Below are 17,804 nucleotides of genomic sequence, written 5' to 3'. Positions count from 1 at the left end.
CCCGGTGCGATGGGACGGCAACGGGTTCCAATGCCCGTGCCACGGTGCCACGTATGACTCCAGCGGCGGCGTCACCGGCGGCCCAGCCACCGGGCCACTGGCACCGATCGCGGTGACCGTCGTGGATGGACAGGTCAAAACGGCCTCATAGGAAGATGTCGCGGACCGCCTCTGCGACGGTCGGGGCATCACGTCCGGGCGTACCGGCTCGCAGCTCGCGGCCACGAGCCGGTACGGCCGCTCAGGAGATCCTGGTGACGCGGACGGCATCGGCGATGACGCTGCCGGTGCCGCTGGCCCAGCGCGACACACCGACCACGTTGTGCGCCCCGCCGGTCATCGGGAACGTGCCCAGATTCACCCACGACCCGCCGTCGGATCGCTGGTTGACAGCCACAGTCTGGTTACCCGACGGGGTCACGATCAGGTATGGCGTAGCCGCGTTGACGCCGTAGGCGCCGAGCGCCGGGTACCACACCTCCACCTGATACGTCCCGGTCGCCGGAAGATTCGCCGAGTACCACGCGGGGTCAGAGACCGCCTGTGGGGCAGCGGTCCGGTAGCCGGATCCGTACGCCTGGGTCAAGCTCGACGATGTGCCCCAGTTGGTGCTGGCCGTAAATCCGGGCGACGAGTTGTCCACGACCGTCCACCATGGCGTCGGCGGGTCGCCGAGGCTCAACGTCCAACTGTTGATGTAGCCAGAAGCGCCGGCATCCGTGTCCTGCACCCGAAGCTTCCAGGTACCGTTACGGACCACGCCGGACAGATCGACGGTGTACGCGGTGTCGAGGTTGGTCCAGACGTTGCCACCGCCACGGGCGGCGAGATTGTGCAGGGTATAGGTGCTCCCGTCCGGTGCGACCAGGGTCACGACCAGCTCCTTGATGTAGGGGTGCACGATGTGCACCTCCACCGCGCTGGCCGCACTGGCATTACCCGCGCACCCCGACATGGTGATCGAGCTTTCCACCGTACCGGGGTCGGGGATCGCCACGTCTGTACCGCTGGTGCCCGCGCAGTCCGACACCGTGCCCTTGAGATTGAGAGCCCAGCTGTCGATCGAGCCGACGGAGTCCGGAATGACGTCCTGCGCCCGCAGCTTCCAGGTGCCGTTGGCCACCTCGCTGGAAAGGTTGACGACGAACGTCTCGTCAAGGTGGGTATTCGCGCCGCCGGTCTGGTTCTGCAGCGGGTAGGTCGTTCCATCCGGGGCGACCAGGTTCACGATCAAGTCGCCGATGAAGGCGTGCGTGAAATGCACCTCGACGGTGCTACCCGAACTGGCGTTACCCGGACAACCCGAGATGGTGGTCGAGCTGTCCACCGCGGTGCTGTTGTCGGGGATCGCCACCGCCGTGCCGTTGCCCTGCCGGCAGCCGGGCGGCCCGAGGACCGTCAACGTGTACGACGCGATCTGAGTGGTCACGCCGCCGGCGCCGGTGATGGTGAGGTGGTAGACGCCCGGGGTGGTGGTGCCGGTGGTGTCGATCGTCAGCGTTGACGAGGCGCCGGAGCTGAGCGATGACGGGCTGAAACTCGCCGTCGCCCCGAGGGGCAGACCGCTGGCGGTAAGGCGCACCTGCTGCGGGCCGCCGACCGTGGTCGTGGTGCTGACCGTGGCGGTGAGCGAGCCGCCCACGTCGACCGCGCGGTTGTTCGGGCTCACCGCGATGGAGAAGTCCTGCGTGGGCGACGGGATGCCGCCGACGTAGAGCAGCTTGTTGGGCGAGCCGTCCCCGAGTCCGGTCAGCACGCCGGTGGTGGCGTCGTTGACCAGCGTGTCGCGGACCTGCTGTGGGGTGTACGACGGGTGGGCGCCGAGTACGAGCGCGGCCGCGCCCACGACGTGCGGGGTCGCCATGGACGTGCCGCTGGCGGTGTAGGTCGCGGTATCGCCGGTGTAATACGCGGACGTGATCGAGGTACCCGGGGCGAAGATGTCCACGCACGTGCCGTAGCTGGAGTAGTCGGCCATCTCATCGGTGCTGGTGGTGGCTCCCACGGTGATCGCATCCGGGGTACTGGCCGGCGAATACTGGCAGGCATCGTCGGAGAAGTTGGCGGCCGCGACGCCGTAGGTGATGCCGTCAGCGATCGAGGCGCTCACCGCGTCGTTGACCGCCTGGTCGAAAATGCCGGCCAGGCTCATGTTCGCCACCGCCGGTTGACCCGGCTGGTGGTCGGCGGTGACCCAGTCGACGCCCGAGATGATCTGCGCATAGGTGCCGGTGCCCCCGCAGTCCAACACCCGGACGGCGACCAGGGTCACGCCCTTGGCGACTCCGTAGGTGGCGCCGCCGATCGTGCCGGCTACGTGGGTGCCGTGCCCGTTGCAGTCGTCGGCCGTACCGCCATCGATGGCGTCGAACCCGGATACGGCGCGCCCGCCGAAATCGACGTGACTGAACCGTATTCCGGTGTCGATGACGTAGGCGCGTACGCCCGAGGTGCGGTAGTACGTGTACCCGTTGTTCAGTGGCAGGCTGCGCTGGTCGATGCGGTCCAGGCCCCATGACGGCGGAGAATTCTGGGCACTGGCGACCCGTACGGTGTGGTTCTGCTCGACGTAGCGCACCGACGGGTCGGCGGCCAAGCGCTTGGCCGCCTTCGCCGACAGCCGCGCCTCGAAGCCGCGCAGCGCGTGCTGGTAAGTCCGCGCCACCGATCCGCCGTACCGGGAAGCCAGACCATGAGTCTTGCTGGCCACATCGGCCGGCGTCACCGCGGTGTCTTTGAGTACCACGATGTACGAGTCAGCGACGGCGGTGGCGCCACCGGCTTGGAGGATCTGCCCCTCGCCGGGAGCCGCGACCGCTGGCGTGCCAAAAGAAACCGCGGCGATCGCCGCGGCCGTTGCGAGTCCCAGACGCCAGCGGCTTCTGGATGAACGGAGGAAACTCATTCCTCGTAGCTGCCTTTCTGTCGGAAGACAACGCGTATTCAACTACGAAAATCAGTCGGTGAGTGAGAGGACTCAATTCCTCCGCCAGCTTCTGCCCGGCGCATTGCCAAACGCATTGCCAAACGCCTTGCTCCGGGTCTGCGTGCACCCACTGCCACGCAAGCACTGGCTCGAATCGTTCGCCTTCGCCTCAGGTGGGGAATCCCGGCCCGAAGGTGGTGGGGTTAGGCCCACCTCGCAGACGCAGCTTGCGCCCATCGACCGGGCGAGGAGGGCTCCATACCGTCGGTGGTGACGCTTGTCGTTCGAGTTCAGGAGGCACCCGATGACCCGTCTGCCACTACCGGCGCCGCCGGCGGCGCCGACCACGAACGCGCTCGAGGTGCGCGCGCTGACCCGCACCTACGGCGAGGGCGCCGGCGCGGTGGCCGCGCTGGCGGGCGTCGACCTGGCCTTCCCGCGCGGCACGTTCACCGCCGTGATGGGCCCGTCGGGGTCGGGCAAGTCGACGTTCCTGACACTCGCCGCCGGGCTGGAGCCGCCCACGTCGGGCCGGGTGCTCATCGAGGGTGAGGACGTCACCGATTGGGACGAGGAGGCCCGCACCCGGCTGCGCCGCGAGCGGGTCGGGTTCGTCTTCCAGGCGTTCCATCTGATGCCGTATTTGACGGCGGTCCAGAACGTCGAGTTGCCGGTGCGGCTCGCCGGGGGGCGTCCCAACCGGGCTCGGGTCGCGGCCCTGCTGGAGCACGTCGGCCTCGCCGATCGGGCCCGCAACTTGCCGGCCGCGCTGTCGGGCGGCCAGCAGCAGCGCGTGGCGATCGCCCGGGCGCTGGTCACCGATCCGGCCGTGGTCCTGGCCGATGAGCCGACCGGAGCGCTCGACTCACGCACGGCCGGTTCGGTGCTTGCGCTCCTGCGGGCGTGTGTGGACGCGCTCGGCCAGACGGTCGTGATGGTCACCCACGATCCGGTCGCGGCGGCGTTCGCCGACACGGTGGTGTTCCTGGTCGACGGGCGCCTGGCCGGCCGGATGGACCGCCCCACCGCCGAGGCCGTGGCCGGCCAGATGGCACGCCTCGACGAGCTGGTGCCGCACGAGGCGGTGACGGTCTGATGGGCGGCTACACGACGAAGCTGGCGCTGCGCTCGCTGCGGCACCGCCTGACCGCGTTCACGGCCACCTTCGTGGCCGTGCTCCTCGGCACCGCGGTGATCGGCTCGTTCGCCACGCTGGTCGAGACGGCCACCGGCCCGATCTCGTCCGCCGACGCCGAGACGCTGACCATCATGGGTGCTGTGGTCGGCGGATGGGGTGCCCTGATCGTGCTGTTCTCCGTGGCGTCGACCGTCGGCATCACCGTGACCCAGCGTGACGCCGAGATCGGGCTGCTGCGCACGATCGGCGCCACCGCCCGGCAGGCCCGCCGGCTCGTGCGCGCCGAGACGCTCGCGGTGTGCCTGGCCGCCTCGCTTGCCGGCGCGCTGGTCGCTTCCGTCACCGGACGCGCCCTGCTCGCGGCGGTCGAGTCGAGCGGTCTGATCGACCACGCCGACTACGATGGCGGGGTGGTGTCGCTGGGGATCACAGTGGGCGGCGTGCTGCTCGTGTGCCTCGTCGCGGCCGGGATCGCCGGCCGGCGCGCCACCCGGGGCCCGGCCTCGGTCACGCCCGGCGAGGAACGCGCCGACGCCGGCCGGATGCGCTGGTGGCGGGTGGCCGGCGCGGTCGGCTTGATCGCCTACGGCGTGTCGATGGCGATCGTCACCGTCACCGTGACGAAGAACTCCGACGACCCGTACGACGCGATGGCGACGTCGGGTTCCAACTCGATCCTGGTCGGCGTCGGCCTCGCCCTGCTGGCGCCGGTGCTGCTGCGCTGGGGATCGTTCGCCCTCCGGCCGGTACTCGGGCGGCGCAGCGCCGAGGCACACCTCGCGCGCTACAACACGTCCCGCCGGGCGCACCTGCTGGCCGGCGTGCTCGGCCCGGTAATCGTGCTCACGTCCTCGGCGGTCGGCACGCTGATGGCGGTCGGCACGGACGGGCGCACGCTGCCCGCCGGCGCGTCGGACGACGGCGGCACCATCACGCTGCTCAACAACGTCGTCGTCGGCATGCTCAGCCTGTTCGCCGCGATCATGGTGATCAACGCCTTCACCGCGGCGATCGCTCACCGGCGCGCCGAGCTGCGCCGCCTGTGGCTTCTCGGGGCCACACCAACCCAGGTCGAGCGATCCATCATGGCGGAGGCGGCCGTGGTCGCCGCGGTCGGTGTGGCGCTCGGGCTGATCGCCTCGCTCGCCACGATCGTCCCGTTCGGGATCGCCCGCGGCGAAGGGGTCGTGCCCGATGGTCAGCTCTGGCTGCCGCCTCTGCTGGTGGCCGGCGTCATCGGCCTCACGCTCGGAGCGGCCCGCGGCGCGGTGCGCCGGGTCGCCCGGCCCGAGCTGGCGCGGTCCGCGTGACGCCGGCAACCGGCCGCCGTCGCCCGGCCCGAGCTGGCACGGTCCGCGTGACGCCCGCAACCGAGCGCCCGGTGCGCCTGCTCGCCCCGATCGCGAGCGTCCGGCCGGGTCCGATCGACACGCACGCGGTGGTAGGCCGGCTCCGGCTGACGCTTCTGTCGGCCGGGTACGCGCTGGCCGCCGCCCCGGCACTGGCCCTGGCGATCGTGCTCGTCCTGTCCGTACCGCTCGGGCTGATCAGCGTCGGCTTCCCCCTCGCCCTGGCCGCCGTGCCGGCAGCCGCCGCACTCGCCGGTGTGCACCGGCGGGTCAGCGGTGCCCTGCTCGGCGCCGAGATCCCGGCCCGTTACGCCGACACGTCCGACCGCGGCCTGCTCGGCCGGCCCGTACGCTGGCTGCGCGACGGCGCCCGCTGGCGCGACGTCGCCTTCGTGTGGTTCTCCGGTACCGGCGGGCTCGCCATGTCGCTCCTGCCGCCGGTGCTGCTGGCCGCCCCGGTCCCGTACGTCGTCGCGTCGATCGTCGACCCCGGCTGGCTGTCGGTGCTACTGCTCGGCGCCGGCGGGCTCGCCCTGCTCGTGTGGTGGATCATCACTCCGCCGCTGGTGCGCGCCCGAGCATTGGCGGAGCGGGCGATCCTCGGCGGGTCGCGCCTGGCCGAGCTTGAGCGCCGGGTCGAGCAGGTGACCGAGTCGCGCAGCGAGACGCTCGACCTGTCTGCCGCCGAGATCCGCCGCATCGAACGCGACCTCCACGACGGCGCGCAAGCCCGCATGGCGGCGGTCGGGATGACCGTCGGCCTCGCCGGCAAGCTCGTCAGGAGCAACCCCGACGCCGCCACGGCCCTGCTCGACGAAGCCCGCCAGACCACGCTCGACGCGCTCGACGACCTGCGCTCGGTCGTGCGCGGCATCCACCCGCCCGTGCTCGCCGACCGCGGCCTCGCCGGCGCGATCGAGGCGCTCGCGCTGCCGATCCCGGTCCCGGTCACCGTGTCGGTGACCGTCACCGAACGGCTCCCCGACCCCGTCGAGTCGGCCGCCTACTTCGCTGTCGCCGAATGCCTGACCAACACCGTCAAGCACTCCGCAGCCACCCGCGCCTACGTACGCGGCTCCTATGACGGCACCCGCCTGCGGCTCGCCGTCGGCGACGACGGCCACGGCGGCGCCGACCCGACCGGCTCCGGACTGACCGGCATCGCCCGGCGGCTGGCCGCCTTCGACGGCACGCTCACCGTCGACAGCCCGCCCGGCGGCCCCACCGTCGTGACTCTAGAAATCCCATGCCCGACATAGCCGAATCCGGGATCACGCTCCGGGCGATCGTGGCGGAGGACCAGGCACTCCTGCGGGTCGGCCTGACCCGCATCCTCCAGGCCAGCGGCATCGTCGTCGTCGAAGCCGTCGAGGATGCCGCAGCCCTGGCGACCGCGCTCACCCGCGACGACGTCGACGTGGCGATCGTCGACGTACGCCTCCCTCCCACGCACGCCACCGAGGGGCTCGAGGCGGCGATCGCGGCCCGCGCGACCCGCCCCGGGCTCCCCGTTCTCGTGCTCAGCCAGTGGGTCGAACCGCTCTACGCCCGCGACCTGCTCGCCTCCGGAGAGGGCGCCGTCGGCTACCTGCTCAAGGACCGCGTCGCCGACATCGACGCATTCGTCGCAGCCGTCCGCCAGGTCGCCGGCGGCGGCACCGTCCTCGATCCCCAAGTCGTCGCCGGGCTCGTCAGCCGCCGCGACCGCCCGCTCGATCGGCTCACGCCGCGCGAGCGCGACGTACTCACCCTGATGGCCGAAGGCCGCTCCAACGCCGCGATCGCTGACCGCCTCGCGGTCACCGAGAAGGCCGTCGGCAAGCACATCAACAACATCTTCACCAAGCTCGACCTCCCACCCGCCCCGGACGACAACCGCCGCGTCCTCGCCGTCCTCGCCTGGCTCAACGCCGGCTGACCCGCACGCCCACGTCGAGCGGGATTTCGATCAACCGGAGGCGTCGCCGGTCGTGGCGGCGGTGTCCGCGTAGAGCTGCGCGCCGGTGATGCGGCCGGCCGCGACCCCGAAGAACCAGAGGTTCTGGAAGACCACCGTCTTGCCGGTCGCCTTGAGTACGGCCGTGTTGGTAAGCCGGGCGATGATGTGATCCTCGGCCGCGATGACGTCATCGACGACGCTCTCGAACGACTTCCAGACGGCGCCGCCGCCCGGAATCTTCGAGAAGAAGTCGTCGAAGGCCGCGGGGCCGGTGAACTCGCCGCCGTAGGGCAGCGTGGTCGGCACGGCGAGGACGACGTCGTCGCGCAGTATCGGCAGGATGCGGCTTCGGTCGCGGTTCTGGAACAGTTGGGTGACGGCGTACGTCATTTCGGCCCTGGTGTACGTATCACGCGTGCCTGGGGCCTTTGCCGCCGCTTCGAGCGACTCGGCGGCCAGGGCGTCGGTGCCGATCACTCCGCCGGCGAAGGAGAAGTTTTCCGGCGGGATCACGGTCATGATCACGGACACGTCGGCGGGACGGACACCGGGACGTTCTTCGAGCAGGCGGACCAGCGTCTGGTAGAACCTGCGCTTGGTCCGCTCGCCACGGTCCAGACCGTCGGTGATCCTGAACACGATCCAGTCATCGGAGCGCGGGCCGCCGCGGAAGCCACGATCGAAGACCATCTCGCCCGGGTCGTACTGGTGGATGAGCTGGAAGTTCTCATCGGGTTTCATGTGCAACTCGGCGACCAGCGCATCGTGCACCGACTGCGAGACGGCGGCGAGATACTCGTCCGACTTACCGCGGGCCAGCGAGATGTCGACGAAGGGCATCTGCGCTCCTCTCTGTGGCCGGTGGCCTGGGCGGCGTCCTGTCAATCATGTCGAGCCGGGCGCGTTCCAGGCGGCAGTCCGAGAAAGTGAAGGACCTGCCCGGGTACTGGTCTGGTACTCCGGATCTTGAGCTTCGCGTCATGCTTGCGACTATGCCGACCAGCATACATACTTCAGTGGTGCGTGGGCCTCAACGAGGAAAGGCGGGGTGGCTGTGGTTCGTCGGTCGGATGCCAGGCAGAGGATGGTGGAGGCGGCCAAGCAGCTGATCCGGCAGCGGGGCTACGAGGCGACGGCCTTTTCCGACGTGCTCAAGCTCAGCGAGGCGCCACGAGGCTCTGTGTACTTCCACTTCCCCGGCGGCAAGGCGCAGTTGGCGATGGCGGCGGCCGAGGCACACGCCCACGACCAGGTCGTCATCATCGACGCGGCCGCCGAACGGGCCGGCTCCGCCGCCGAACTCATCGAGCGCTACGTGGACCTGGGCCGTGAAGGCATGGTGGCCAGCGACTATGCCCGGGGCTGCGGAATCGCGCCGCTCGTGGTCGACGGAGCCGCCCGGGAGTCCGCCGACGTGGGCGAGACGAGCCGCCGCACGTTCGCGCAAATGATCGACCGGCTCGCGTTCCACTTCATCGTCCTGGGCATCGACCAGGAGGCCGCACGCGTCCTGGCCGACGCGGTGATCGCCGGCGTCGAAGGTGCGATGGTCACCGCCCGCGCCCTGCACAGCCCGACCCCCTTCGACGCGGTCCGGGCCGCGCTGGTCAGTCTCGCGGCCGGCGGATCGCCGAAGGTCTCGCGCCGCAACTCCTGAGTTCCGCCGCTGAGGGCGGCTGGTCCTCGACGCGCGTCAAGATACTATGCATGCCATCATACTTAGATGTTTTCACGGAGAACGGCGACCCCGCCGGCTCGACGCCGCTGGCGGTCTCTCCACCGGGGCTGACCCCCGACAGGAAGGGATCCACATTTCATGGCACGAGTACTGATCACCGGAACGTCGCGCGGCATCGGCAGGGGCACCGCGATCGCCCTGGCCGCGAGTGGCCACGAGGTCATCGCGACGGCCCGCGACCTGTCCGCCCTCGACGACGTTCCGGCCGCGATGAAACTGCGGCTCGACGTGACCGACCAGGACTCGGTGGAGGCCGCGGTCGCCCGGGCGGGGCGTGTCGACGTGCTGCTCAGCAACGCCGGCACGACCGTACGGGCGCCGCTCGAGTCGATCCCCCTCGACGCGCTGCGCGAGTTGTTCGAGCTGAACGCGTTCGGGGCGCTGCGGGTGGCCCAGGCCGTACTCCCGCAGATGCGCGAGCGGGGATCCGGGCAGCTGATCTTCATGTCGAGCATCCAGGGCCGGCTGGTCATTCCGCTGATCGGCGCCTACGGCGCGACCAAGCACGCGCTGGAGGCATTCGCGGAGACCATCGCCATCGAGGCCGGCCACTTCGGCGTGTCCGTGCACGTGGTGCAGCCGCCCGCGGTGAGCTCCGGCGGTGCGGAGCTAGCCAAGGTGTACCTCGACGAGGGCAGCCCCTACCGACCCCTGCTGGACAAGCTTGGGCCGTTCCGGTCCGCACCCGTGTCGGTGGAGGAGGTCGCCGACGCGGTGGCCGCGACGATCGACGAGGGCGGCACGGCACCATTCCGGATCCCCGTCGGCCGGACAGCCACGACCACGTTGGCAGCGCGCAAGACGGCGCCCGACGACGCCCCGTTCCTCGCCGCGCCGCTGGACTGGTAATCGCGGATGTGGGTGCGCACGGATCAGGTGTCCTCTGTGCCCTTCTTCTGCCCGTCGCGTGGGCAGCGGATGCACTCGCCGGCGTCCTCGGCGGCCACGCGCAGCGTGTCGACCGCTGTCAGGGCGGCTCGGGCGCTGTCGAGCAGTTCATGGCCGGCCTGGGTGAGCGCGACGTGGTGAGTGCTTCGGTCGAAGAGTTGCCGGCCGAGGTCACGCTCCAGGTCACGGATCGTCCGGGAGACGGCCGACTGGGCGATGCGGAGGCGGTCGGCGGCCCGGGAGAAGCTGCCCTCCTCGGCCACCGCGACGAACGTGCTGAGGTGCCGCAGGTCCATCAGGCCACCTTCTGCCGGTTGCGGTACGCCCGGGTCGACGCCTGGGCGCTGCAGGCTGGACCGCAGTACAACCCGGACATGTTGCGGGTCTTGTCGAAGAACGCGCGGTGGCAGCCGAGGTTCTGGCACACCTTCACTCGAGCCCAGGCGCCTCGGTACGTCAGGTCGGTGATCGCGGCCAGCAGCGCGCCGAACACCCCGAACACTCCGCCCTGAGCCGGCCTCAGCCGGCCGCCTTCCTCGCTGATGACCGTTACCAGCGGGTAGCGGGCGGCCATCCGGTTCAGGTATGACGTTGCGGCCACGGTCGACGAGGATGCGTCGAGCAGCACGAGCAGGTGGGCCCGGAACTCCTCACCCGCGGCCGCGTCGGCCCGGTCGATCGGCTCGCCCGCCCGCCGCGCGAGCCAATCGTGCAGCGTGTCACGGGCGCCGTCGATCGGGCGGGTGTTCATGAAGTCGACAAGCAGGTCGCTCGCCTCACACGCCGGATCCACGTCACAAGGGTACCCCGAACGCGGATCACAGATATCTCCAAACGGCATAACCGGTTAGGTCCGAAGCTCATACGGTTGTCACAAACCTGAATGGAGAAAGCCATGACATCCGTACTCATCGTGTTGTCCTCGGCTCGGGTCTGGACCCGCACCGATGGCACCCAGCACCCGACCGGCTTCTGGGCCGAGGAGTTCGCCACGCCCCATCGCATGCTCGTCGATGCCGGCGTCGACATCACCGTGGCCACCCCGGGCGGCCTGGTGCCGGTACCGGACCAGAAAAGCCTCGACACCGACGAGATCCGCGGTTACCTCGACGGGCTCTCCGCGGTGCTGAGCAAGCCCGCGCGGCTGGAGGACGTCGATCCAGCCGACTACGACGCCGTGCTGATCCCCGGCGGCCACGGCCCGATGCAGGATCTGGCGGTCAATCCGGATATCGCCCGCGTGCTGGCCGCCATGCTGCCCGACCCGGACAAGGCCGTGGCCGCGCTCTGCCACGGGCTGGCCGCGTTCCTTCCGGCCGGCGCGCCCGACGGCAGCTGGCTGTTCCGTGGCCGGCGGATGACCTCGTTCAACGACGAGGAGGAGCGGATGGCCCAGCTGGCAGACCACGCACCCTGGCTGCTGGAGACGCGGCTGCGTCAGGCCGGCGCCGAGTTCGAGACCGCCGCGGCTTGGACTTCGCACGTCGTCGTTGACGGCAACCTCATCACGGGTCAGAATCCGGCCTCGGCCGAAGCGGTCGGCGAGGCGCTGCTCACAGCGATAGGGTGACCCGCCCCGCCCCGCCCCGCCCCGCCCCGCCGCGACCATGATCATGTCGAGCCTGATGGGTCAGATCGGCGGTACGGGCGGCTCGGGTGCCCGGCCACGAGCGCGCCACCCGTCCCACACGGCGATTGCGGCCAGTACGACGACGACAGCACCACCGGCGGCCAGCGGTGGCACGTACCACGCCGCCGGCACCAAGAGGCCCAAGGCGAGCAGGCCGACCAGCCGTGAGCGGGAGATCCGGCTGAAGACTTGGCGTTCGAAGAGTGCCCGCCCGGCGAGGACCAACGCGGGCCCACCGAGGATCGCCACGAGAAAATCGGGTCGTGGCTGCGTGAGCGGCCCGACGATGTACAAGTCGAAGCCGACGCCGGAGAGGACGATCCCGACGATCATGAGCAGGTGACTCCCGGCGACCGCCACGGATTCCCGGGTGCGCTCCCGGGCGCGGCTGATGGCCAGCGGCAGGACAGATCCGGCCCGGTAGAAATAGATACGCCAGAGGAGCGCGATGCCGACGAACGCGAGCCCGAACCCGGCTCCCTGTGGAATGCCGAAGGAACTGTTGGTCAGCGCCCTGCCGGACAGGAAGATCGCCTCACCCAATGCGATCAGTAGGAACTGTTGCAACCGCTCGGCCAGGTGCTCGCCCGCGATCGGTGCGCCGACCGTTCGCCGGTGAGTGAGTGCGAACCCGCCGTAGTCCAGGGCCAGCGCCACCACCCAGAGCACTCCACGGGACAGTCGGTCGTCCACCAACCCACCCAGAACCCACGGCACCGCACTCAAGCCAACCGAGAACCACCCCCAGACAGGGGCATGTTCCGCCTGGCGGAGCCTCACAGCCAGCAGAAAGCGGCTTACCCGGGCGGCCACGTAGGCGCCGGCGAAGACGAAGGCTCGCCCCTCGAACCCCTTCGCCACCGCGACAGCCATCACTGTGGCGCCAGCCATCGCCATGAACACCATGACCTGGCCGGGCGTCGACTCCGGACGTCCGCGGCTGGTGCTGAAGGCCGTCGACAGCCACAGCATCCACAGCGCCAGGAACAGCACGAGGGCCCTGCCGACCTCGTCGATCTGAAGCCGGTTCCCGGTACCGAAGTCGTTGATCAGCCGCAAGCTGACCTGATTGAACGCGAACACGAAGACGAGATCGAAGAACAACTCCAGGAAGCTGGGCCGCTGCCAGCCGGCTTCCCCGCGTACGCGCGGCGCACGGTCCGATTCATCCACCGGTCATCAGCCCGGCGAAAGTGTCCACAGTGGTCATCGCGTTCCCTCTCGTAGAGGTGATCACTGCGAATAACGAGCCAGAAACGAAGAAAGCCGCTCGCCCTCAGCCGCCGACGGTTCGCGGGCGCCCGTGGCGCTCCCCGCACTGGCGGGGGCAGCGACCGGTCGCGCGCTCCTCGTGGATCAGCGTCAGCCGCGGCCGGAGTGAGGCGGGCGCTCGCACGGCCTCCCGCCATGGCGCCATCGCCATCCGGGTCAGTGCGGGCCGACGAACTCGGTGCGTACGCTCCAAGCGAACTGGATCAGCAGAGTGACCGGAGACCGCTCGGCGATGTCGTGCATCACCTTCAAGTCGTCGGGGTCGGGATCTTCGCTCAGCGTGATCGTGCGCTGCAGGTAACGCTCTGCGCCGTCCCGTCGAGGCTCGTGGTAGTCGATTTCCACGGTGATGTCACCAGCGTAGTCGAACTTGTAGTCAACGTACTGTCGCAGGGTTTGGGCGGTACACGACGCGAGCGCCATCAACAGGTACTCCGTTGGTGTCGGACCCTCGCCCGGTGCGCCGTTGTGTGGCTCATCAGCGATGAACGTGAAGTCGCGGGTAGTCAGGTCCGTATGCCGGCGCCCGGCAGCCGGAAGGACGGCTCGTGCGCTTGCGACGACGCGATCCTGATCGGTCTCCATCGGAGGGGCCTTCCTCGAGTTTCTGTGGGCGACTTTCTATGGGCGACGCGTGAGCTACGCGACTGGGGACGGGCATCGGCGTCGCGACCGCAGGTCTCGGCCAGGCGGCCCGATGAACGGATGCGCGACCAGGCTAGCTTGGCCGGACCATTTAGTCCAATTACCTAGGTGAGGACAGGAGCGGCGACCCCACGCCGAGATCGCCGCTCCAAGCCCCTACCGCCCATGGCCCGCGGGCTATGGCACGTGTTCAGGCGGGCTGTCGCACCGCCGTCCCGAGGTTGTTGTCGATCACATACCGCCAGAATCCATCCGCGCCGCGGCGCACGACATCGCTTGCCGCGCCTTCGAGGTGCACGTGCTCGCCGTCGGGACCTGTGCCATCGATTGACCAGTCCAGTACGATCTGGGCGATATCGCCGGCAACGAACACGTGGCGCGCCTTGACCTGCAGCGGCAGGCCGTACTTGAGATCGGGCTCGAGTTGGGCAGCGATCTCGGCATGACCAGTGACGGTTCGCCCGTCTTTCAAGACGAACACGGCGTCCGGCTCGTACAAGGCGATCATTGCGCTGACCTTGCCGGAGTTGAATCGCTCACGCAGCGACGCGACGATGCCTTCGGGTTCGGTGGGGAGTGGATAGGACTCAGACATTTCGGTTCCCTGTTCGTGTTGGCCGAGCGGTCCAGCCTTAACTGGACGGATTGGTCCAGTGTAGCAACGCGAAGTCGCTCAGCCGAAGTCAGGTGGCGAGGCCGAGAGCTCGCCGACGGCCGCAGCCGCGGCAGATCGGCGGCGTCTTCTCGGCGCGCTGATCAGCGGGTTGTTTTACTGGGCTCCGTGAGGAACGACTTGATGTGTTCCAGCGCCATGTCCAGAGCAACCGCCATCGGCGTCACGTCGTGCGCGGCGTTCGCGAGCAGGTAACCACCTTGAAGAGCTGCCATCAGTCCAGTGGCCAGCTTGTCGGGATCGGCGTCCTGGGCCAACGCACCGCTCTGCCGCATCCGGTGCAGCCCGTCGCTGATCAGCTTCTCCCAGGCCGCGAACGTCTCCAGCAGCATCGAGCGAGCCTGTTCATCCTGATCGGACAACTCGATGGCCATCGACCCGAGCCCGCAGCCGTAGGCTCCGCTCTGGAGCGCATTGGCCTGGACCAGCGCGTTACGCCATCGAACCAGGCCGGAGAACGACTTGAGTCGTTCGAGCCGCCCGTGCTCACGCTCCATGACCAGAGCGCCGCGATGCTTGACCACCGCACGCACGAGTTCCTGCTTGTCGGCGAAGTGATGGTAGAGCTGAGACTTACTCGTCTGGCTCGCCTCTCGGACGTCGTCGAGGGTCGTGGCGTTGACTCCGCGTACGAACATCAGCTGGTTCGCCGCCTCGACGATCCGCTCACGCGTGGCGATGCCCCGCTGACTGATCCTCCGCCGCTTCGCCGGCGGAGCTTCCTGTTCGTCGCTCATTAACCAATCGTATCCAGCGACACACGGAATCTCCAGAAGGAAAGGACTCTCGAGTCCCTCTAGCGAACGGCACAACGTCGCGGACATTCGCCGAGAGCCGCGTACTGGGATTGTTTCGTATCGATCTGGGTGGCGGCTCCACCCGCGCCTGACTCTGCCCGGGAAGACGGGAGAAGTGGCGCTCAGGGCCGGTCGAGCAGGCTCGCGTACCGGGGATTCCGCTCGATGAAAGCGCGTACCACAGGGCAGGTCACGCGTATCGGCCCGCCGGTGGCCTGAAGGTCATCGAGGGCGGATCCGATGAGCTTGGCGCCAATGCCTTGCCCGCGGTGAGATTCCCGTACGGCGGCGTGAGTGATGGTGATGCGGCCGCCAAGGAGTTCGTAGACGACGACCCCGACGGCCTCTTCGCCGTCCCAGGCGTCGTACTTCCTGTTGTCGGAGTCGTGGCGGATGTCGACGTTCTCGAGGTTGCCGGTCATGATGGTCCCTGTCGCATCGGTGTTGGCTCGTCCCGCGTAGCTCGGATACGCAGCTATTATAGGACCAAATGGTCCACTCTACAAACCTGGTAGGGCACCTCACACCAGCGTCCGTCAGCAGCGGTGCGGGCTGGCGATTGGTCGGCGATCCTCATGGGCCAGGATGGTCACATGAAATGGGCACGCGCCGTGCATCACGCCGAGTCGCTCGCGCAGACGTGCGCGGAAATGATCACCCGGCCGTCCTCGATCTTCCCGCTACGGGTGACCCAGCTGTGGGCCGTCGGAGACATCCTTGGCCCGCCACGAGACCTCGAGACCGTCACGGTTGCGCTCTGCGTGGACCTTCCGGTCGACGAGGTTGCCTGGTGGACCGAACCGCCCGGAGCGGGGCACTGGTCCAACGCCACCCGCCTGGCCAAGAACCCGGTTCTGCCCTGGTGGAGATCTGCGCACGCTCCGGTATGGAACCACCGCATCGATCGGCCGGCCCTGATGTGGGACGCGGCGGACGGAGTCAGGGAGGACACGGTGGCCGCGCTGCGCGAGGGACGCGGTGAGTCTGTCCGCCTGGCCTCCCCCACGCCCGACGAGATGCGGACGCGGCTGTGCGAGGAGCTGACGGTGAGCCTGCGCACTCTTCGCGCGTGCACTCAGGCGTACGAGGAGCGGCGCTGGAGCCCGGGCAAGCTCGAACCTGTCGCCGACGCCCTATGGCGAGCCAGCGACGGCTACCTGGACGTGCGCGACGCGGTTGACCGCGACTAAGGGTCGCCCTGGGAGGTGCTCAGCTGGTGCAGGAACCGGTTGGTTTGCCGACGGCTGGTCAGGCGCAGGTAGCGGGCGTGTTGACCGTGGGCGGCGAGCAACGTGGTGACGCGTGGGCGCATGGAGCGCCGGTAGCCGATCACGTATGTGATGAAGGACCAGGTGATGGGGTCTCGTCCTGTCCATGGGCGGAGACGGTAGCCCGGCTTCCGGGCGGTCGCACGGAGTCCAACCGCTCATCGGCCGAGACACAGGCGGCTACCGGGAAGCCTCCCCGAAGATCATGCGGTGCCCGCGGCCCGTGTCCATGTACTCGCGTACCCGATGGATCAGTCCGTCCTGGAGCTCGAAGATGAGGCAGCAGTGGTTGCCGTTGGCCAGAGTCGCTGTCATGGTCTCTTCCACGACCACCCGTGCCCCGTCGGCGTAGAACCCGTGAAAGGTGACGGTGACGTCGCGCGCGAACAAGCGGGGGAAGTCCTCAGCGATGAAACGCCGGATCGCCATCCTGCCGACCATGTGGCTCGGGGCCTCCAGAGCGGTGGCGGTAGCGTTGCCCCGGGGCGCGAGCCATTCGGCGTCCTCAGTGAAGACCGCGGAGATTCGGTCAGCGTCGTGGCTGGCGAATGCTTTCCAGGCGTCTTGGACGATAGCGCGGCTCTGGTGTGACATGCGCCCGACACTACGGTCCGTCTCAAAGTCGTGTTTGTTGACTCGTCCGACAGCGTCCTTCTCGGACGTCCCTGCCACCGCACCCGCCGGGGTGTGGTGGTGGGGTTCCTCCGTCGTTGGGGTCGGTTTCACCCACACCTGGGTGTGGGTCAGAGCCTGCCCCTCGGGAGGCGTTGATGACCGGGCCTCGTACCTCGGGGTCCCGGGTCTGGGTGTGGTACTGCTCGCCCCAGACTGCGAGATTCATCGCCGCGTTGTGGTCCCGGTCGGCCTGGTAACCACACCCGTCGCAACTGAACATTCGCTGCGACAACGGCAGCACCGGGCCAAGCGTGGCGCATCGGCTGCAGGTGCGGGTGGACGGATACCAACGCCCGGCGTGCTCGACCAGGCCGCCGCGCCACTGCTGCTTGTAGCACACGATCCGATCGAACTGCGCCCAAGCGGCGTCGCTGATCGCCGCGGCCAGCCGCCGGTTACGCAACATGCCACGGATGTGCAGGTCCTCCAACACCAGCCGATCGTGAGTCTTGACCAGCGTGTTAGCAACCCGGTGCAGATACTGCTGTCGAACACTACGCACGTGCGCGTGCGCCCGACCCAGCCGAGCCACCGCCGCACGTCGATGACCCGAGCCCCGCTGTTTACGGCTGACCGCCCGCTGCAACCGCCGCAACCGGCCACCGGCCCGAAACAAAGGTTTCGGAGGATCCTGCTCCCGTACCACCTGATCACCGTCGGCGGTCACAGCGACCACGAACGCATGCAACCCACGGTCGACCCCCACCCACCCACTCGTGTCACCCTCCAGGCGGGGCGGGTGACACACCGCGGGGTGTAGATCAGCCGCCTCCACGGTCAACCCGACCACCCAGCGACCGGCCCGGAGGCTGACCGTCGCGGACAGCACCCGACCACGACCCGAACCCAGCAACCGCCGCAACCGA

The 17,804-nt window shown here is 69.0% G+C and carries 21 protein-coding genes; 9 read left to right on the top strand and 12 right to left on the bottom strand.

From position 1 onward, the window contains the following. The first annotated feature begins 4 nt into the window (after nucleotides 1–4). Nucleotides 5–151, top strand: coding sequence for a QcrA and Rieske domain-containing protein (locus Raf01_RS51165; RefSeq protein ID WP_203924826.1), 147 nt, complete (start codon nucleotides 5–7; stop codon nucleotides 149–151). Nucleotides 152–241: 90 nt separating this feature from the next. On the opposite strand, the gene Raf01_RS47720 is transcribed toward Raf01_RS51165, so the two are convergent. Continuing rightward, nucleotides 242–2,905, bottom strand: coding sequence for a S8 family serine peptidase (locus tag Raf01_RS47720; RefSeq protein ID WP_203924825.1), 2,664 nt, complete (start codon nucleotides 2,903–2,905; stop codon nucleotides 242–244). A gap of 325 nt (nucleotides 2,906–3,230) precedes the next feature. On the opposite strand from Raf01_RS47720, the gene Raf01_RS47715 reads away from it, so the two are divergent. The 4 genes from Raf01_RS47715 to Raf01_RS47700 are packed head-to-tail and all read left to right on the top strand — an operon-like array spanning nucleotide 3,231 to nucleotide 7,331. Next, on the top strand, nucleotides 3,231–4,022 hold the full coding sequence (locus tag Raf01_RS47715) for an ABC transporter ATP-binding protein (RefSeq protein ID WP_203924824.1): 792 nt from the start codon (nucleotides 3,231–3,233) through the stop codon (nucleotides 4,020–4,022). Next, nucleotides 4,022–5,374: an FtsX-like permease family protein gene (locus Raf01_RS47710; protein ID WP_203924823.1), complete on the top strand. Its 1,353-nt coding sequence runs from the start codon at nucleotides 4,022–4,024 to the stop codon at nucleotides 5,372–5,374. Before Raf01_RS47715 ends, Raf01_RS47710 begins: the two co-directional genes overlap by 1 nt. 47 nt (nucleotides 5,375–5,421) lie before the next feature. Further along, complete coding sequence (locus Raf01_RS47705; protein ID WP_203924822.1) at nucleotides 5,422–6,672, top strand: sensor histidine kinase; 1,251 nt, start codon at nucleotides 5,422–5,424, stop codon at nucleotides 6,670–6,672. Further along, entirely contained in the window at nucleotides 6,660–7,331 is a 672-nt protein-coding gene (locus Raf01_RS47700) for a response regulator transcription factor (RefSeq protein ID WP_203924821.1), read from the top strand. Before Raf01_RS47705 ends, Raf01_RS47700 begins: the two co-directional genes overlap by 13 nt. A 30-nt stretch (nucleotides 7,332–7,361) precedes the next feature. Here the strand turns inward: Raf01_RS47700 and Raf01_RS47695 are convergent, their stop codons facing one another. Continuing rightward, nucleotides 7,362–8,192: a tautomerase family protein gene (locus Raf01_RS47695; RefSeq protein ID WP_203924820.1), complete on the bottom strand. Its 831-nt coding sequence runs from the start codon at nucleotides 8,190–8,192 to the stop codon at nucleotides 7,362–7,364. 208 nt (nucleotides 8,193–8,400) lie between these two features. On the opposite strand from Raf01_RS47695, the gene Raf01_RS47690 reads away from it, so the two are divergent. Continuing rightward, nucleotides 8,401–9,009: a TetR/AcrR family transcriptional regulator gene (locus Raf01_RS47690; protein ID WP_203924819.1), complete on the top strand. Its 609-nt coding sequence runs from the start codon at nucleotides 8,401–8,403 to the stop codon at nucleotides 9,007–9,009. 159 nt (nucleotides 9,010–9,168) lie between these two features. Beyond that, entirely contained in the window at nucleotides 9,169–9,939 is a 771-nt protein-coding gene (locus Raf01_RS47685) for an SDR family NAD(P)-dependent oxidoreductase (protein ID WP_203924818.1), read from the top strand. Nucleotides 9,940–9,962: 23 nt separating this feature from the next. Here the strand turns inward: Raf01_RS47685 and Raf01_RS47680 are convergent, their stop codons facing one another. After that, nucleotides 9,963–10,274 (bottom strand): LysR family transcriptional regulator, encoded by a 312-nt coding sequence (locus tag Raf01_RS47680; protein ID WP_203924817.1) that lies wholly within the window; start codon nucleotides 10,272–10,274, stop codon nucleotides 9,963–9,965. Next, nucleotides 10,274–10,771, bottom strand: a complete 498-nt coding sequence (locus tag Raf01_RS47675) for a CGNR zinc finger domain-containing protein (protein WP_203924816.1) — start codon at nucleotides 10,769–10,771, stop codon at nucleotides 10,274–10,276. Before Raf01_RS47675 ends, Raf01_RS47680 begins: the two co-directional genes overlap by 1 nt. A gap of 102 nt (nucleotides 10,772–10,873) precedes the next feature. Between Raf01_RS47675 and Raf01_RS47670 the strand changes: the two genes are divergently transcribed. Continuing rightward, complete coding sequence (locus Raf01_RS47670) at nucleotides 10,874–11,548, top strand: type 1 glutamine amidotransferase domain-containing protein (protein ID WP_203924815.1); 675 nt, start codon at nucleotides 10,874–10,876, stop codon at nucleotides 11,546–11,548. A 60-nt stretch (nucleotides 11,549–11,608) separates the two neighbouring features. On the opposite strand, the gene Raf01_RS47665 is transcribed toward Raf01_RS47670, so the two are convergent. The 5 genes from Raf01_RS47665 to Raf01_RS47645 all read right to left on the bottom strand — a co-directional run bounded on the left by Raf01_RS47665 (nucleotide 11,609) and on the right by Raf01_RS47645 (nucleotide 15,417). Beyond that, nucleotides 11,609–12,781 carry a low temperature requirement protein A gene (locus tag Raf01_RS47665; protein WP_203924814.1) on the bottom strand — a complete coding sequence of 391 codons (1,173 nt, stop codon included), beginning with the start codon at nucleotides 12,779–12,781 and terminating at the stop codon, nucleotides 11,609–11,611. 255 nt (nucleotides 12,782–13,036) lie between these two features. Next, complete coding sequence (locus tag Raf01_RS47660) at nucleotides 13,037–13,465, bottom strand: OsmC family protein (RefSeq protein WP_203924813.1); 429 nt, start codon at nucleotides 13,463–13,465, stop codon at nucleotides 13,037–13,039. Nucleotides 13,466–13,715: 250 nt separating this feature from the next. Next, nucleotides 13,716–14,120: a YybH family protein gene (locus Raf01_RS47655; RefSeq protein ID WP_203924812.1), complete on the bottom strand. Its 405-nt coding sequence runs from the start codon at nucleotides 14,118–14,120 to the stop codon at nucleotides 13,716–13,718. Nucleotides 14,121–14,281: 161 nt separating this feature from the next. Further along, nucleotides 14,282–14,935: a TetR/AcrR family transcriptional regulator gene (locus tag Raf01_RS47650; protein ID WP_203924811.1), complete on the bottom strand. Its 654-nt coding sequence runs from the start codon at nucleotides 14,933–14,935 to the stop codon at nucleotides 14,282–14,284. A gap of 182 nt (nucleotides 14,936–15,117) precedes the next feature. Next, nucleotides 15,118–15,417, bottom strand: coding sequence for a GNAT family N-acetyltransferase (locus Raf01_RS47645; RefSeq protein WP_203924810.1), 300 nt, complete (start codon nucleotides 15,415–15,417; stop codon nucleotides 15,118–15,120). A 171-nt stretch (nucleotides 15,418–15,588) separates the two neighbouring features. Between Raf01_RS47645 and Raf01_RS47640 the strand changes: the two genes are divergently transcribed. Beyond that, nucleotides 15,589–16,185: a DUF7711 family protein gene (locus tag Raf01_RS47640; RefSeq protein WP_203924809.1), complete on the top strand. Its 597-nt coding sequence runs from the start codon at nucleotides 15,589–15,591 to the stop codon at nucleotides 16,183–16,185. Here the strand turns inward: Raf01_RS47640 and Raf01_RS50765 are convergent. From Raf01_RS50765 to Raf01_RS51160, 3 genes are all read right to left on the bottom strand, one after another. Then, complete coding sequence (locus Raf01_RS50765; RefSeq protein ID WP_275413225.1) at nucleotides 16,182–16,307, bottom strand: hypothetical protein; 126 nt, start codon at nucleotides 16,305–16,307, stop codon at nucleotides 16,182–16,184. The genes Raf01_RS47640 and Raf01_RS50765 overlap by 4 nt on opposite strands. A 136-nt stretch (nucleotides 16,308–16,443) precedes the next feature. Further along, a complete protein-coding gene (locus Raf01_RS47635; protein WP_203924808.1) occupies nucleotides 16,444–16,857 on the bottom strand; it encodes a nuclear transport factor 2 family protein in 414 nt (137 codons plus the stop codon). A 22-nt stretch (nucleotides 16,858–16,879) separates the two neighbouring features. Then, nucleotides 16,880–17,791 carry an RNA-guided endonuclease InsQ/TnpB family protein gene (locus Raf01_RS51160; protein ID WP_373319795.1) on the bottom strand — a complete coding sequence of 304 codons (912 nt, stop codon included), beginning with the start codon at nucleotides 17,789–17,791 and terminating at the stop codon, nucleotides 16,880–16,882. Nucleotides 17,792–17,804 lie beyond the last annotated feature (13 nt).

The sequence above is a fragment of the Rugosimonospora africana genome (assembly GCF_016862975.1).
Taxonomy (GTDB): domain Bacteria; phylum Actinomycetota; class Actinomycetes; order Mycobacteriales; family Micromonosporaceae; genus Rugosimonospora; species Rugosimonospora africana.
Note: the sequence above shows the minus strand (reverse complement) of the source record. Positions and strands in the feature narration are given on the sequence as shown.

What these genes read in the sequence shown, in the direction of transcription:
- Raf01_RS47720 (WP_203924825.1), bottom strand. Translation starts at nt 2,905, where the DNA reads ATGAGTTTCCTCCGTTCATCCAGAAGCCGCTGGCGTCTGGGACTCGCA.
- Raf01_RS47715 (WP_203924824.1), top strand. Translation starts at nt 3,231, where the DNA reads ATGACCCGTCTGCCACTACCGGCGCCGCCGGCGGCGCCGACCACGAAC.
- Raf01_RS47710 (WP_203924823.1), top strand. Translation starts at nt 4,022, where the DNA reads ATGGGCGGCTACACGACGAAGCTGGCGCTGCGCTCGCTGCGGCACCGC.
- Raf01_RS47700 (WP_203924821.1), top strand. Translation starts at nt 6,660, where the DNA reads ATGCCCGACATAGCCGAATCCGGGATCACGCTCCGGGCGATCGTGGCG.
- Raf01_RS47695 (WP_203924820.1), bottom strand. Translation starts at nt 8,192, where the DNA reads ATGCCCTTCGTCGACATCTCGCTGGCCCGCGGTAAGTCGGACGAGTAT.
- Raf01_RS47685 (WP_203924818.1), top strand. Translation starts at nt 9,169, where the DNA reads ATGGCACGAGTACTGATCACCGGAACGTCGCGCGGCATCGGCAGGGGC.
- Raf01_RS47680 (WP_203924817.1), bottom strand. Translation starts at nt 10,274, where the DNA reads ATGGACCTGCGGCACCTCAGCACGTTCGTCGCGGTGGCCGAGGAGGGC.
- Raf01_RS47670 (WP_203924815.1), top strand. Translation starts at nt 10,874, where the DNA reads ATGACATCCGTACTCATCGTGTTGTCCTCGGCTCGGGTCTGGACCCGC.
- Raf01_RS47660 (WP_203924813.1), bottom strand. Translation starts at nt 13,465, where the DNA reads ATGGAGACCGATCAGGATCGCGTCGTCGCAAGCGCACGAGCCGTCCTT.
- Raf01_RS47655 (WP_203924812.1), bottom strand. Translation starts at nt 14,120, where the DNA reads ATGTCTGAGTCCTATCCACTCCCCACCGAACCCGAAGGCATCGTCGCG.
- Raf01_RS47650 (WP_203924811.1), bottom strand. Translation starts at nt 14,935, where the DNA reads ATGAGCGACGAACAGGAAGCTCCGCCGGCGAAGCGGCGGAGGATCAGT.
- Raf01_RS47645 (WP_203924810.1), bottom strand. Translation starts at nt 15,417, where the DNA reads ATGACCGGCAACCTCGAGAACGTCGACATCCGCCACGACTCCGACAAC.
- Raf01_RS47640 (WP_203924809.1), top strand. Translation starts at nt 15,589, where the DNA reads ATGAAATGGGCACGCGCCGTGCATCACGCCGAGTCGCTCGCGCAGACG.
- Raf01_RS50765 (WP_275413225.1), bottom strand. Translation starts at nt 16,307, where the DNA reads ATGCGCCCACGCGTCACCACGTTGCTCGCCGCCCACGGTCAACACGCC.
- Raf01_RS47635 (WP_203924808.1), bottom strand. Translation starts at nt 16,857, where the DNA reads ATGTCACACCAGAGCCGCGCTATCGTCCAAGACGCCTGGAAAGCATTC.